Below are 13604 nucleotides of genomic sequence, written 5' to 3'. Positions count from 1 at the left end.
GAGGTACTGGAATAATAATGAATCCTCCTGTATTTATTGTTTTAAGCACTGCATAGCTCTTAACTGAACCGTATTGTATTATAAATCACTACTTCTTGTTCGTTAAATTTAATAATTGCCCGCTGCTGCGTTTCTGGATGGCCGGCTAAGTGCAGTATTTCGCTAGATACAATCGGATATTTACTGAAAATTCCTACAGAGTGAGTGCCAATTTGATAGGGGTAGTCTGCTTTTAACCCGGGAAAAGCTTTTTGGGTAGGTGCTTGAACCATTTCTTGTAAAAATATAATATCGGGTTTTTGCTGGTCAATCAGTTTAAATAAAGTAGCTGACTGAGTTTTATGCCAACTGAGGTTATGGGATAAAATTTTGATGCTGGGCTGCGAATCTGTGATGTTGATGGGTGCGGGAGAAAAGTATTTGACGTGCAGCCAACTTATTAGAAGAAAGCAGGCGATCGCAGAAATAACAGTCAAGCATCTTTTTTTGATGATTAACAATCCGATGAGGGGAAGCAGGAAAGTAGGGAAGAAAATTAAGGGGCTAAAAGTGCTAATTAAGGCAAGAATTCCTATCCTATCCCAAAAGATTAGTTTGAGAATGAAATAGCAGATAATAAATGCTGAGTAACTGTAAGCAAGAAATTTTGCAGATTTCTTTAAGCATCTCTTGATTATATCTTTTGGGATGTGCTTCATTGGGAACCTATTAAAATAAGAACTTGCTTAAATCGAATTCTTCATTTGACCGATGTTGGTTGTCTCTTTCGGAAATCAAAACCAACAACAGGCGATCGGTATAATCCGCCGCGCCCCGCAACTCTTCGCGCAAAATTTCCAGTCCCCCATTAGCATATTCTTCAAAAATTTGCAAGCGTTCTGCTTCCAATTTTTCGTCTAGATGGGAGAGAATTTGAGGATTTTTGGTTTCGGCGATCGCAATTAATTTAATCGCCATATCGTAACCCCTAGATACAAAGATATCAACATCTATCGCACCCGGTTCTCGTTTAGAAATTTCCCCCAAAGGCGATCGTTTTTTCCGCTGATTTCCCAACGCTGCGGCAAACGCGATGACATCGGCGTAAGTCTGAAATGGCGCGGAGTTGTTATCCGATAAAGTTAATGATTTGACTAACTCCGCTTTATCTTTAGCAATTCTAATTTTGTTAGCAGCCATTGGGATTAATATGTAATTTTTAACTGAGTAATTTGATAGAGTAACCGCAGATTAGAGGCAGATAAACACAGATTAACGCAGATAATTTTCAGAATGTCCGCAACAACATAATTTTTTGTGCAAAACCTCCTCTTGCTTCCCGCCGCTTCGTTTGTTCCGCCAAAAGTCGATCGCCCGAAATGCCAAAACTGGTCATCACCGCATCTATCACCTCATACAAATCCGCCAATTCCGCCACCAAATCTTCTTCATCAGCCGCCGCCGCTTCCCCCGCTTCTTCAATCAATTTCTGCCGCAAAGCTTGACGGTATTCTGCATCCGACAAAATTACAACCTCGCATTCATTCCCGCTTTGGCGAATAATTTCAGGAATGCGATCGCGCACCAACTTATGATACTCTTTTTCCACGTCAAAATCCCTTCAACCTTGACTAAAAGTTTGAATCAACCAGCGATTAATTTCCCCGTCATCTTCTGTTTGACTCCGGTTCAAAGCTTCCTCAACTAACGCTATTTCTAAGCCCGGTAAAACCAGTGAATTTTGAATTGTCCCACTCCCTCCCGCAGTAATAGCAAATGCAAATACAGCATTCGTATTTACATTTGCTGCCCAATATTCTTGAACCTCAGAATGTTCGTAAATTAAACGCTTTACTCCCAAATCATCCGCACTAGAAGATGATCCTATTTCCACCACTAAAGCTGGAGGTGCAAACACATCCAAATTAATTGGCGTATTGGTGCGAGGAGGTAATTCAAAATCTGCACCTATATAATAAGACAAATCAGGTTGAAATTCCCGAATACCTGTTTTGCGAAAACTGGCATTAATTAACTCCACTATTCGGATATTTCTAAAAGCAGTATAAAAATTGACAACTCTCGAAACTACTGAATTATGACGCCCGTGCAATGGCTCTACTGGTGACATTTCTACCCTCATGTGTTCTTGATAGTAATAAAACTTGGCCTTTTCCCATGCTGAATCCTCAGCAAAATTCAGAAACTCTTCCCACGTCGCCTTCACCCAAATATCCGTTTCCAAAACCTGGGTAATTGCCGAATTAGAAGCCATAATCCACCTCTACAATTTCTGTATATTCAAACTCATTTGGACTGCGCTTAACTAAAGGATAGCGCGTCCCGCCCAGTTCGATCGCATCTTCTTCGCAATCAGCTTTCGGAGAATTGTACACCAGCACGTATTCCCTACCGATGCAACTTTCCATCTCTTGAGCAACTTCTCCGCGCCACTGAGTTTTAGTTACCAAAACTACCAATTGATTCGCCAACTTCGGCAGCTTATTCGCGATTTGCTTGCGATAAATCTCGTCCAAACTCCCAAAGGGAGAATCCATCACAATTGGAAAGGTACTGCTATCCGGGCCCATCAAAGTATTCTTTTGACTCCACTCACGCACGCCCTCAATAATTCCGCCGATAAACGATAAACTGAGAATTTGATTTTCTCCTGTAGAAGCGGCAACCAAAGATTCTTTACCCGACGTATTTTCTACTAGCGTCAGTTCGTATTTATCGCTCAACTTGGGGATGTAAGGAGTAAACGAAATTTGACTAAAAATATCTTGCACCCGCTTTTCTAACTGAGAACAAAACTGTTTTTCTAAACGCGATCGCACTTCAGTTAGGCGATCGATCGCATCCTGAGTCGCAGCAATCCGGCGCTGGGCTAATACTTGCCTTTGCTCGTTCAGTTGCTGCTTGTCGATTTGCTTGTCCAGATTGGCGATCGACGCCTTCAAACTCTCAATCTGCTGCTGGTTAGAGCCTGTTTCCCGGTGCAAATCGCCAATTTTGACCTCAATTTCATCCAAGCGCTTTTGCAAGCGGCTGACATCGCCGTCAGGAAAATTTCGCAGCTTGTTGTGAATATCGTCTAGCTGATTTTCTACCCTAGAAAGTTCGGTTCTGTCACGGCTGATATTGCCTTGCTGTCGGTCAATTTCCTCCCAAAAATCAGTCACTTGCCTATCAATTTCATTTACGCGATCGCTAATCCGAATAGTTGTTTCTTCCACATCCCCAATTCCCGCCTTATCCATCCAAACGCTAACCTGTTGGCGAGATTCAGAACCCTCGACTAATTCCGCACCGCAAATACACCGCTGCTGCGCTAATAACTCTTCCAAAAACGGTCGCTGAATCCCCGAAAGCAACTCGCCTTTTTCCCGCAAACCTCCTACTATTACTTCAAATTCCGCCGCCGCCTCTGACAGAAAAACCGCGTAACCGCGCACAGAAATTGCTCGTTTTAGAGCATCTGTAGCCTGGATAATTTGTTGCTTAAATAAATTTTTCTGCATTTCCAATTCATCTCGCAACTTTTGTAAATCCGCAGCACCGCTAAGTTCCAACAAATTACCATTAACTGCTTTTTTTAACTCCCCTTGGTTTGCCAATTCCCGCTCGATTTCTACTTGTCGGCTCGAAAGTTGCTCAGCTTCTTGCTCAATTTTTTGCTTGTCTTTTAAAAGTTTCTTCGTTTCAGCATTCCCAATTATATTTAAATCTGTCTCAAGAGATTTTTTTGCTTCTAGTAAATGCCGGATCGATCTATTCAAGACTTCCACACCCAGCAACTCCTTAGTAGCTTCCGCAATTTCTGCCTTCTTGTCATAGCGGACAATTTGCTCGATTCGCTCGCCATCAAAAAAGAAATATTTATGTAAACTTTCCGGCAAAATCCGCCCGATAATATCATCGGGATGCTGATCCGGCTTCAGCCAGAGACCGTTATCTTTTGCTACATTCAGAAACAATTCAGCCTTGCCATGTTCTACAGTATTTTCACTTTTATAAGCGCGACATATGCGTTTTGCTTGGTAGCGCGTGCTGTCGTGTTCAAACACAATTTCCGCCCAACAACCTACGGCTTTTCCCATTTCCGCCTCAGCCAGAGCGCGCTTGTTTACTAATTGTTCTTCCGCCGCAAAAGCCGCGCTAAATTGTCCGTAAAGTACCCACGTAAAGGCATTCATCAATGCTGTTTTTCCAGCGCCGTTATTACCGTGAATTACTGTAATATTTTCCCGACCCCAAGCTAGTTTAATTTCGGGGCTTTTGCCGTAAAATTGACGAAAGTTGCATAGAGTAATTGAGATTAACTTCATACAATTGCTTCCTTAATGATTTTTAAAATGTCATCGTTAATGTGGCGGGGAGCTCTCATGTACAACTTATCTTTTTCAATTTCCAATACCCGCTCAATAATTTGTCGCACTTCCGGTGGCGCGCTAGTAATAGGTTGCTGTACGTCGCTGAATTCCTGATGAGTTTGATAAGAAGAACGCTTTTCTGCTAAAATGCTTGTCGGTACGGCTGCGATCGCACTATCTTCATATCTAAATGCCATAATCAGATTTTCATTCAGATTTTCAGTCATATTTTTTTTGCAAATATTAAAATATACAGGGTCTAGGCTCATGGGCGAGAAACCCGGTTTCTACGAGTTTTGTCAACAGTCACGAGAAATCTACAAAGAAACCTGGTTTCTGAACTCTGCGTGCGATCGCGAACTAAACTAGCAACTCAAACTACGATAAAATAATTCTCTATTCTAAAACATAAACCGAACCTTAATAAATGTCAAATGTCTAATAGCCCGTAACGCTTCTGAAGTTGCAGCAATTTCACTCTAGCTTCCCCAGCATTGTCGGCTAAATCGGCAAATTCCAAGAACCGCTTCAACTCTTTTCGCAGCAAATTGCGCTCGACTTCTAAGGTTTCTCTGCCCAAATCTGGAGGCAAAACTATCATGTCAAATAAAGTTGCCCTTTCCTTCCCCGGATGCGGCCGCAAAATGCGTCCCCGGCGCTGAATAAACTGGCGCGGATTGCTGCTGCTTGCTAAAATTACAGCATTGCGAATTGCAGGAATATCCACGCCTTCATCCAAACACCTAATCGCTACCAAACCTTGCAATTCTCCACTCTCAAATTGCTGGCGCAATCGTTCTCTTTCTGCTAAAGGAGTTGCCGCAGTATAAGTGTTAACTCGGTAGCCTAATTCTGAACCCAATAACTTCGCGGTTTCTGTTAGTTGGCGGTTGTTATTTCGGCGCGCCCCTCCTTCGATCGCACCGTCGCCGCAGTAAAATAAAGTGTGGGCTGTATCGAGACGGTGAATCATTAATTCTCGCAAAGCTGTTAATTTATTAGCCGCCGCTCCAATTAACCGAGCTCGCTGCATTAATAAAGTCGTTAAAGCATCGTTTTCTTCTACTTTTTCATCGCCCCAAAGCGCCCAGCCAATCTTTTGAGTTAAGCGGGAATACTTGCGGGTTTCGGCTTCTGTCAATTCTACTAAAATTGGATAGTATAAATAATGTACTAATGCTTTTTGGCGGATGGCATCTGCTAAGGTGAGTTCCGGCTGCAAAACAGGGCCGAAATAATCTAAAATAGCTTCGGTTCCCTCTTCATCGAAATGCCTTTCTGGGGTGGCGGAAAGGGCGAGTCGCAGTCCAATATTGCGCGGCAAACTTTGTCCTAAACGGGGCGCGCCTAAGTTGTGAACTTCGTCTCCAATAATCAGGGTTTTTTCTGGGAAATAGCGCAGTTGCGATCGCAAACTATCTCCCATTAAGGTAGCATTGGTAGTGATGATTGTGAGAAATGCTCGCTCGCCCGATGATCGCACTTCATACAAACCCGCAGCCAGCTTATTCTGCCAACTGCGGGCGCTATCAAAAGCCAAAATAGGTTTTAAACCAAATTTCTCGGATTCGCGCGCCCACTGATTCACCAGGTGGCAGTAAGGGCAAATTACGAGCAGGACTTGCAGGTTAATTTTATTGTATAATTCAGTGGCGATCGCCAGTGCAGTAATCGTCTTGCCGCTACCCGTCGCCATCTTCAGCGTACCGCGTCCCTGATTGGCAAACCAATTAGCAACCGCCACTCGCTGATACTGTCGCAATTGCAGCGATGGCGGCATTTTCGGAAACCCAAATTGCGAATTATTAGCCGTTGAGCGATTCACCTTTAAATGTCGTTAGATGCCAACTTACCCTGACTCAACTGTAACTCATTTCTAATTAAAACTTAACAGCTCAAACAAATTTGCCGCCGACAGTTGCAAATCCGACAGCACATCCAGTACAGGTAAAATATCTTCATTCTCTTTAATCTCAGGTTCCTGGTGCGGTTTAAAAACAATTACCAATTCTTCTTCCGGGTCAATCAGCCAACCTAATTTAGTATGATTCTTGAGGCAAAACAGAATCTTCTTAATCACGCGAGTTGAACTTTGATCCGGCGATAAAATCTCAATTGTCCAATCGGGCGCAATTTCAAACCTATTTTCAATTTCTTCCTGAGAATTCAGAGGAATGCGCGACCACTCAAATACTGCTAAATCTGGAACAACAGCACACCCCCCAAAAGTGCAGCGCAATTGGGGAAAAGCAAAAGCTAACTTTTGCGGTTTGCCAAGTTGATTAATAGCCGATGAAAATTTGATTTGTAACGTGCTGTGTTTTCCTTGGGGCATAGCTTTTTGATAAATTTGACCGTCAACATACTCGCTAGCCGGCTCCGTTTCTGGAAGCAGCAGAAACTCTTCCAGAGAAATCTTTGACGGAGACTGAATTGACGTTACCATAAGCCATTAACCCCTCAACAACTCAACTGGGCCATCAAAAATCTGCATCGCCGTCTGTTTCCCAATCAGCACAACTCTCCGATTCCACACCAGTAGGGTGCATCGCACAAACCAACAAATTTCCCCCGTAAACTTGACCGTGATAGTTGCGACAACCGCGACAAGCCGGCTGCTGCGTCGGCGAAGGGTCTACATAAGTCACCATCGACAAATCTATCTCATCAAATTGCGGGTCGAAGTCGCGGCAAATTTCAATTATCGGTTCGATAAATTCATTCAATAAACCGTCAAATTCATTGAAATAACCGTCAATGTCGTTAATCAGATTATTTTGTACTTGTTCAGTAAACTCTTCCGACATTTTTGCCAAAACGTCCAGCATTTCGACAAACTCTTCGCCCATTTCGCTGAAAAAATGCTCTACTTCAGTAACAGCATTTTCCATTGCTCCAAAAAAATCTTTAGACCAATCTTCCATGAATTTGACAGTTGGCTATTACAAAATATTTTACAGACAAGTGCAGCCAGCCTCATGTGAAGTGCTTGCACCTACTTTCAATTCTATTACCTATTGCCTGAGATCCGTCCACATTCGACAGGGGAGATATTCAAAAAGGGAACTCAAGATTATTATCCTGAGTTCCCTTCATGCTTTACGCAGCGAGCTTTTTTGAGTTTAATCCCGCTTCAGCCGCCGCAATTCCTCTTGTAAATTCTGCACCTGTTCGCGGAGCTTGTCTACGCCGCCTGTCTCTTTAGCATCTTTTGCCGAGACATCTTCTTCCTCAGAAATAATTTCAATCCGCCGAGGTTCAGCCGGTTTTTCGTTCCCAGCCGATGCTACGGGGGGCTGCTGCTGAGCCTGTTGCACCATGTCATCAACAAAGCGGCGAGCTTCTTCCGTTGACATCTCGCCACGCTTGACTAATTCGTCTGCCAGCTTTTGGGCTTCAGTGCGTAATTCAGTTAACTTGCTGCCAGCTTTTTCACCAGCGTAAGAAGCTAGCCCGACACCAAGGTAAACTGCTTTTTGTAAAATATCTCCGAAACCAGGCATAGGAGCTACACCTCATAAAACTGGGTGAACCGGAGACCACGCCTATTACAAGCATCCCGTGTTGCTGCTACCTTCCGGTCCTGACAAGATTTGGGCGTTGGAATCGCGTGGGTCCAGTTCATATATGAGTATAACACAGTTATTTATTCTTCAACCACACACCAGTGATAAATTTCATAAATAACGCAACCATTCTTCACCAGCGGGTCTTCAGCGACGATCGCCTTCGCCTCATCCATCGAACCCGCCTCAAACAGCAACATACCGCCGCCCCGCCGCCCCCAGTAGCCAGTTTTCGCTCGGTGTCCTTTAGAAATCAACTCTCGGACATAAGCTCTGTGAGCTGGCACGTATTGGTCAAAGACAGGCTTTTCGACAATTCCTTGCTCAATTTTGACAAACCAAGGCATTTTTATTTGGGATTTTAGATTTTATATTTTAGATTGGGAATGGGTGATCACCAATGGGATCTAGGGCAAATGCTCTCTATTCCATTTTGTACCATCCTTTCTTAACTGCGATGTTATCCGATGAACCAGTCAAAACAGCGATTTTTTATTGCCCTAGTGCCACCTCCCGATATTGAACAGCACATTACTGAGATTCAACAGTATTTTGCGGAACACTACAACAGCCGCAGTGCTTTGAAGTCGCCACCGCACATCACGCTGCAACCTCCTTTTCACTCGTTAGCGGAGGATGTTCCCAAATTAGAGGAAAGTTTAAAGCAGTTTTCGGCAAATCGGCTGCCCATTCCCGTTACTCTATCCGGTTTTGCTGCTTTCGCGCCCCGCGTCATTTACGTTGATGTTGTCAAATCGCCCGAATTGCTGGAGATTCACAAAGATTTGATGAGTTATTTGGAGGCAACTTTGGGAATAGTCGATCGAGTTTCTCAAAGTCGCCCATTTGTACCGCACATGACAGTAGCCTTTCGCGATTTAACTAAGGAGAATTTTCAAACGGCTTGGTTGGAATTCTCCGGGCGATCGCTCCACTTTGAGTTTACCGCTTCGGCATTAACTTTGCTGCTTCACGACGGCAGCCGGTGGAACATCAGCAACCAATTCCCCCTTTCCGCCTAAACTCTCTCTCTTCTTTCTCTTCCTTCGCGGACTTCGCGTCTTCGCGGTTCGTTTTCCCAAAAAAATCTTATTAGCAGATCCTGAGAAATAACATTTCCTCACTACAAACCTGTTTAAAATTAAAGACAAAATAGCCTACCGATCGCTCTTATTCGGAGTTGCAAGTGCCACAGTTCCGTAAACCGAAATTCCCGACTGCTCCAATATTTTAATTGCCGACTTAACCGTAGTACCGCTAGTGTAAATATCATCAACTAACAGCACTCGATCGCGCGGGAGGCGACGACGAAAATCTTTCCCCAAACTTAAAGCATTTTTCATTTCTGCTTGGCGCTGCTGTGGCGTCAGAGCGAATAAAGCCTGAGTATTTTTCACCCGCTCCAAACCGTGTCGCTGCAAAGGCAAACCAGTCAGCTCGCAAAAACTTTCAGCCAACAGTTCCGCTTGGTTAAAACCGCGCTCCTTGACCTTTTCTTTGTGCATGGGAATCGGTACAACTGTTAGATTGTCTATCGCTAATTCCGGAAAACTCAGCCAAGCTTCTGCCAGCCAGCCGCCTAGAGGTTTGGCTAATTGCGGATTGCCGTCATATTTCAAAGCTGCGATCGCGCGTTTGAGAGCCCCGCCATACTCACCCCACACAAAAACACGCTGCTCAGAATTCCAAAATCGACCGGAATCGCTTAACTGACATCGCTGAAGTTGCTTGTGACAGTACAAACAAAACTCTCCGGCGGCCGGTCGCTGACAAAGAGGACAGTTAGACTTAAGAAATAGATTGAGAAAAGATTTGACCAATCCCGTCCATTGTCGCTTGTTCATCCTAAAATTGTCGTAAGTGATTAATGGGAAAAACTTTCAACTTAAATCAGTTTCCACCGACAGGCTCGCAGCGTGAAAAACCTCTACTGGTTAGACAAAATTCAACCTTCAGACAGAGATGCAGTGGGAGAAAAAGCATTTTACTTGAGCTGTTTGCTCCAGAAAAATCATCCTGTTGTACCGGGTTTTGTCGTACCGGCTACCACATTCTGGCAGTTTTTAGAGTCGATCGAGTACCTAGAACCGCTGTTTGCTGACTGGCCACACTCTTCCCTGCACTTGAATGTCGATGAACCCCGACAACTGCAATCGATCGCCCGCAGCATCCGCCACCAAATCCTCGCCGGCAAACTGCCAGATTCACTGCTCTCCACCCTAGAGTCTGCTGTTAGTCAACTCAACTCAAAGTCAAACTTAAACTCCACAGCCTTAATTTTTCGCCCTTCCCTGACTTCCTGGAACCCGAAAACAGTCGGCATTCTGGAATCTCAGGCAGTACGGGCAGAACCCGAAGCCATTGGGGACGGACTCAAACGAGCTTGGGCAGAAATGTTCAGAGCCCGAAGTCTATTTTACTGGCAGCGGTGCGGCCTGCGGGTACAGCAAATCAATCCCGCAGTTTTGGTGCAGCCACTTCAAGAAGCGATCGCCGCAGGCGAGGTGAAAGCAAAGGCGGGTGCACAGTGGGAAATCCAAGCCACCAGCGGTTTGGGATTGTCCCTCGCTAGGGGAGAAACCATCCCCGATTACTATCAAGTGCAGCCAGAAACAAGCGCGGTTAAATTCCAGCGGATCGGTTACAAAACATTAGCCTACAATCTCAAAGTCGGCGATGGTGAACCGAAAAAAAAACTGCTGCTGGGCAAGTTTGCTGCTTTCCCAATTTCCGATTCTCCATTTATAATTCCTGATTTTGCTGATTGTTGCGTGCAAGTTTTAGCGCTGGGAGAGGAAGCACAAACAGAATACGTTTTAGAGGAATCGCAACTGCAAGAAATCATTGAATTGAGTAAAAAAGCGATCGCAGAATTTGACTCAGATTTAATTTTAGAGTGGACGCTAAACCAGACAGAAAACAGCGGGGAACAGCAGTTTTATTTCACTCAAGTTCGTCTTGTGAAAGCGGAAAAAGCGGCGCCGGTAGAGGAAAATCCGAGATCCCTCCCGCAGCCAAACTCGATCGCCCCAGCCCGAACTCCTGCCATACTCAGAGGTGTGGCAGCAGCATCAGGAAAAGCCGAAGCAATTGCCCAAGTTATGACTAATTCCCACCCAGAAAACGCGGAATTCTTAGCCGGAGGCATTTTAGTAGCCCGGACAATAGAGCCGAATTGGCTGCCTTGGCTGAAGGTTGCTGCTGGGGTGGTGGCGGAACAAGGAGGTATGACAGGCCACGGCGCCATTTTAGCGAGAGAATTGGGGATTCCCGCCGTTGTGGGAGTGGCCGGGGCCACTCGGGCGATCGCCTCGGGCGATTCGGTTTTGGTAGACGGCGATAGCGGAGAAGTTTTTGCCCTCGCCCAACACGATGCGATCGAGACAGGAGACAGCGACCGACTTCGGGACACAGCAAAAAAGACAAATACATACAGTACAGCAGCCAAAATGTCAATAGCCAAGCACCAATCTTCTATCTCCGATCGATCGTCCAATTCCGCGCCTAAATCTCGACAATCTGAGTCTACTCAATATGTTTGGGGCCCACCAACGGCGACTCAACTGCTAGTTAATGTCAGCCAAACAAGTTCGATTGACCGCCTCAAAAATCTGCCAATAGACGGCATCGGATTGCTGCGATCGGAATTAATGGCATTAGAAGCTTTGGACTGTCAAAACCCCAAAGTTTGGCTGCAAGACGGTCGCCAATCGGAATTTGTCGATCGCATGGCGGATTGCCTCAGCTTATTTGCTGCTGCCGTTTCGCCACGGCCAATATTTTATCGCTCTCTCGATTTACGGGAGTCAGGCGCCCACGGCAGTTTCAGTTATACCTTTGAACCGGAATTATTTGATTGGGAACTCTGCGTACTTCAAAAAGTCTGCGAGTCAGGCCATACCAATGTTAATTTAATTTTGCCTTTCGTGCGCTCGGTTGACGAGTTTATATACTGCCGCCAGCGCTTAGAAACTGTTTGGAAAAACCGTTCAACCGACTTTCAAATGTGGATTATGGCGGAAGTTCCTTCGGTGTTATTTTTATTACCAGATTACGTAAAAGCAGGAGTTCAAGGAATTTCTATCGGTACCAACGATTTAACCCAATTGCTATTAGGAATTCACCGCCACTCCGACCAGGTAGCAGGTGCTTTCAACGGCCGCGATCGAGCAGTGATGAGGGCGATCGAACAATTAATCAAACAGGCCCGGGCCGCTGGCATTCCTTGCTCAATCTGCGGCGACGCTCCCGCATTGTATCCCGAGACAGTTGAATCCTTTGTGCGGTGGGGAATTTCGTCTATTTCGGTCAATGTCGATGCTGCAGAACAAACTTCCAGGGCGATCGTCCGCGCCGAACAGCGCCTACTCCTAGAACTCGCTCGATCGATAATTAACAATTAATCACTCCCGAACTCACTTGACCCCAGAAATCCGGTTTCTACTCTAAATCATAGCTTTGGCAAGCAGCCACCCGCTCAGAAATCGGATTTCTAGACAACCCGTGCGTCCAGGAATATTAACAACTAGAGAAACCCGGTTTCTGAGTAGATATAGCAACCGCCCTGACGGTTAGGAAATTCTTAATTTCTCAAACCCTTGCTTTTATTCCTTTTATTGCTTCTTCCTTCTTCCCTCTTCCTTCTTCCTTCTTCCCTCTTCCTTTTTCCCTCTTCCTGACATCCGTTACATCCGTTAAATAATCCGTTGCCGAACTTCCTTCTTCCTTCCACTAACATCCGATTTTAAAGCTAGGATAGAAATATCACCAACTCTTGACCCGGAGGTACAAACCGTGAAATCAAAAATTATTGCAACCGCAGCAATACTTGCTGCCCTGGCCTTTCTGCATCCTCACCCAGCATTATCTCAACCTGCAGCTGACGGTGGCAAAAAACCCGGATTCTGGCAACCTCAAGCGCAGGTTGACAATACTCGCAACATAACCCTCAGACTGTTAAATGAAACAGGATTAAACCTAGAATACGGTCAATCAGGTGCCCACTTGTCATCCTTGCCCGTCGGAACCAGCAAAAACATCATTGTTCGTATCAGCAATCGCACCGGCGACATTGCCAATATTCCGATTAATGCCACCGGAGGAAGCACCACTTTGAAATACGACTATAACGTTGACTCGCAGACAAACATTGTGACGGTTCGCATCACCAGATCAGACCCCCGCACTAGGCAAGACCGGTCAGTTTATATTGATGAAAAAGGGCGAGTTTACTCTTTCTAAGACTAACGCTCATCAACCCGGTTTCTCCTAATAAATTTTGCTTTTAGCAGCGAGGTATCGCGGAAGCATCCCGGTTTGGTAAAAAGCGTTTTTTTAGGAGTGCGATCATCCTGCAAAGCTTTGCCTATATATCGCTTGGAACACCCTGCAAAGCTTTGCCTATATATATCTCGCTTAGAGATATCACAGCGAACACTCCGATGTAAAAGTGCGTAAATTATGTTTCAAAAAGTATGAATCAAGTGCAGCCCCTTTCCATCGCAGGCATTTACGAAGTGTGTATTGGCGTAGCCGATGCGATTCCAAAACTGCAATATTGGGAGAAATTTGGAGATCGGATCGGTCAAATCGCAGAATTATCGGCATCCGAGGCTTGCGAATTATATGGAGTTAGTTCAAAAGTGCGATCGATTCGACTCTATCACTAAGATGCGGATCACGG

16 protein-coding genes and 1 other RNA gene are annotated in these 13604 nt (G+C 45.1%); 4 read left to right on the top strand and 13 right to left on the bottom strand.

Annotated elements, in window-relative coordinates:
* Positions 1-59 precede the first annotated feature (59 nt).
* The 12 genes from QUA57_RS11840 to QUA57_RS11785 all read right to left on the bottom strand — a co-directional run bounded on the left by QUA57_RS11840 (position 60) and on the right by QUA57_RS11785 (position 8268).
* A complete protein-coding gene (locus QUA57_RS11840; RefSeq protein ID WP_333060992.1) occupies positions 60-476 on the bottom strand; it encodes an endonuclease/exonuclease/phosphatase family protein in 417 nt (138 codons plus the stop codon).
* Between the two features lie 232 nt (positions 477-708).
* Positions 709-1179 (bottom strand): DNA phosphorothioation-associated protein 4, encoded by a 471-nt coding sequence (locus QUA57_RS11835; RefSeq protein WP_333060990.1) that lies wholly within the window; start codon positions 1177-1179, stop codon positions 709-711.
* An 88-nt stretch (positions 1180-1267) separates the two neighbouring features.
* The gene (locus QUA57_RS11830; RefSeq protein ID WP_333060989.1) at positions 1268-1588 is read right to left on the bottom strand and encodes a nucleoside triphosphate pyrophosphohydrolase; all 321 of its coding nucleotides are present in this window, start codon (positions 1586-1588) and stop codon (positions 1268-1270) included.
* 12 nt (positions 1589-1600) lie between these two features.
* Positions 1601-2254, bottom strand: a complete 654-nt coding sequence (locus QUA57_RS11825; RefSeq protein WP_333060988.1) for a Uma2 family endonuclease — start codon at positions 2252-2254, stop codon at positions 1601-1603.
* Positions 2244-4310 carry an AAA family ATPase gene (locus tag QUA57_RS11820; protein ID WP_333060987.1) on the bottom strand — a complete coding sequence of 689 codons (2067 nt, stop codon included), beginning with the start codon at positions 4308-4310 and terminating at the stop codon, positions 2244-2246. The genes QUA57_RS11825 and QUA57_RS11820 overlap by 11 nt, the downstream gene beginning before the upstream one ends.
* Positions 4307-4582, bottom strand: a complete 276-nt coding sequence (locus QUA57_RS11815) for a hypothetical protein (RefSeq protein WP_190660639.1) — start codon at positions 4580-4582, stop codon at positions 4307-4309. The genes QUA57_RS11820 and QUA57_RS11815 overlap by 4 nt, the downstream gene beginning before the upstream one ends.
* Before the next feature lie 203 nt (positions 4583-4785).
* The gene (locus QUA57_RS11810; RefSeq protein WP_333060996.1) at positions 4786-6135 is read right to left on the bottom strand and encodes a DNA phosphorothioation system restriction enzyme; all 1350 of its coding nucleotides are present in this window, start codon (positions 6133-6135) and stop codon (positions 4786-4788) included.
* A gap of 96 nt (positions 6136-6231) precedes the next feature.
* Entirely contained in the window at positions 6232-6801 is a 570-nt protein-coding gene (locus QUA57_RS11805; protein ID WP_333060986.1) for a Uma2 family endonuclease, read from the bottom strand.
* Between the two features lie 34 nt (positions 6802-6835).
* Complete coding sequence (locus tag QUA57_RS11800; RefSeq protein WP_333060985.1) at positions 6836-7279, bottom strand: hypothetical protein; 444 nt, start codon at positions 7277-7279, stop codon at positions 6836-6838.
* A gap of 198 nt (positions 7280-7477) precedes the next feature.
* A complete protein-coding gene (locus QUA57_RS11795; RefSeq protein WP_333040711.1) occupies positions 7478-7858 on the bottom strand; it encodes a phasin-related domain-containing protein in 381 nt (126 codons plus the stop codon).
* A gap of 23 nt (positions 7859-7881) precedes the next feature.
* An RNA gene (gene ffs, locus QUA57_RS11790) (signal recognition particle sRNA small type) lies at positions 7882-7978 on the bottom strand.
* A 23-nt stretch (positions 7979-8001) separates the two neighbouring features.
* Positions 8002-8268 carry a YciI family protein gene (locus tag QUA57_RS11785; protein WP_006632991.1) on the bottom strand — a complete coding sequence of 89 codons (267 nt, stop codon included), beginning with the start codon at positions 8266-8268 and terminating at the stop codon, positions 8002-8004.
* A 120-nt stretch (positions 8269-8388) separates the two neighbouring features.
* Here QUA57_RS11785 and QUA57_RS11780 point away from each other — a divergent pair, with 120 nt between their 5' ends.
* Entirely contained in the window at positions 8389-8943 is a 555-nt protein-coding gene (locus tag QUA57_RS11780) for a 2'-5' RNA ligase family protein (protein ID WP_333060983.1), read from the top strand.
* 135 nt (positions 8944-9078) lie between these two features.
* Here the strand turns inward: QUA57_RS11780 and QUA57_RS11775 are convergent, their stop codons facing one another.
* Positions 9079-9765 (bottom strand): ComF family protein, encoded by a 687-nt coding sequence (locus QUA57_RS11775; RefSeq protein WP_333060981.1) that lies wholly within the window; start codon positions 9763-9765, stop codon positions 9079-9081.
* Between the two features lie 72 nt (positions 9766-9837).
* Between QUA57_RS11775 and QUA57_RS11770 the strand changes: the two genes are divergently transcribed.
* The 3 genes from QUA57_RS11770 to QUA57_RS11760 all read left to right on the top strand — a co-directional run bounded on the left by QUA57_RS11770 (position 9838) and on the right by QUA57_RS11760 (position 13590).
* Positions 9838-12324: a putative PEP-binding protein gene (locus QUA57_RS11770; RefSeq protein WP_333060980.1), complete on the top strand. Its 2487-nt coding sequence runs from the start codon at positions 9838-9840 to the stop codon at positions 12322-12324.
* A 391-nt stretch (positions 12325-12715) separates the two neighbouring features.
* Positions 12716-13162, top strand: coding sequence for a hypothetical protein (locus QUA57_RS11765; protein ID WP_333060978.1), 447 nt, complete (start codon positions 12716-12718; stop codon positions 13160-13162).
* Positions 13163-13395: 233 nt separating this feature from the next.
* Positions 13396-13590: a hypothetical protein gene (locus tag QUA57_RS11760; RefSeq protein WP_333060977.1), complete on the top strand. Its 195-nt coding sequence runs from the start codon at positions 13396-13398 to the stop codon at positions 13588-13590.
* Positions 13591-13604 lie beyond the last annotated feature (14 nt).

The sequence above is a fragment of the Microcoleus sp. Pol7_B2 genome, from assembly GCF_036701035.1.
Classification (GTDB): domain Bacteria; phylum Cyanobacteriota; class Cyanobacteriia; order Cyanobacteriales; family Microcoleaceae; genus Microcoleus.
The sequence above is the reverse complement of the archived record's forward strand: the minus strand, read 5'-3'. Positions and strand labels throughout refer to the sequence as shown.

Excerpts from the sequence above, each read along its gene's own strand:
- QUA57_RS11775 (WP_333060981.1), bottom strand. The coding sequence starts at position 9,765 with ATGAACAAGCGACAATGGACGGGATTGGTCAAATCTTTTCTCAATCTA.
- QUA57_RS11815 (WP_190660639.1), bottom strand. The coding sequence starts at position 4,582 with ATGACTGAAAATCTGAATGAAAATCTGATTATGGCATTTAGATATGAA.
- QUA57_RS11800 (WP_333060985.1), bottom strand. The coding sequence starts at position 7,279 with ATGGAAGATTGGTCTAAAGATTTTTTTGGAGCAATGGAAAATGCTGTT.
- QUA57_RS11780 (WP_333060983.1), top strand. The coding sequence starts at position 8,389 with ATGAACCAGTCAAAACAGCGATTTTTTATTGCCCTAGTGCCACCTCCC.
- QUA57_RS11825 (WP_333060988.1), bottom strand. The coding sequence starts at position 2,254 with ATGGCTTCTAATTCGGCAATTACCCAGGTTTTGGAAACGGATATTTGG.
- QUA57_RS11835 (WP_333060990.1), bottom strand. The coding sequence starts at position 1,179 with ATGGCTGCTAACAAAATTAGAATTGCTAAAGATAAAGCGGAGTTAGTC.
- QUA57_RS11820 (WP_333060987.1), bottom strand. The coding sequence starts at position 4,310 with ATGAAGTTAATCTCAATTACTCTATGCAACTTTCGTCAATTTTACGGC.
- QUA57_RS11760 (WP_333060977.1), top strand. The coding sequence starts at position 13,396 with ATGAATCAAGTGCAGCCCCTTTCCATCGCAGGCATTTACGAAGTGTGT.
- QUA57_RS11785 (WP_006632991.1), bottom strand. The coding sequence starts at position 8,268 with ATGCCTTGGTTTGTCAAAATTGAGCAAGGAATTGTCGAAAAGCCTGTC.
- QUA57_RS11795 (WP_333040711.1), bottom strand. The coding sequence starts at position 7,858 with ATGCCTGGTTTCGGAGATATTTTACAAAAAGCAGTTTACCTTGGTGTC.
- QUA57_RS11805 (WP_333060986.1), bottom strand. The coding sequence starts at position 6,801 with ATGGTAACGTCAATTCAGTCTCCGTCAAAGATTTCTCTGGAAGAGTTT.
- QUA57_RS11810 (WP_333060996.1), bottom strand. The coding sequence starts at position 6,135 with ATGCCGCCATCGCTGCAATTGCGACAGTATCAGCGAGTGGCGGTTGCT.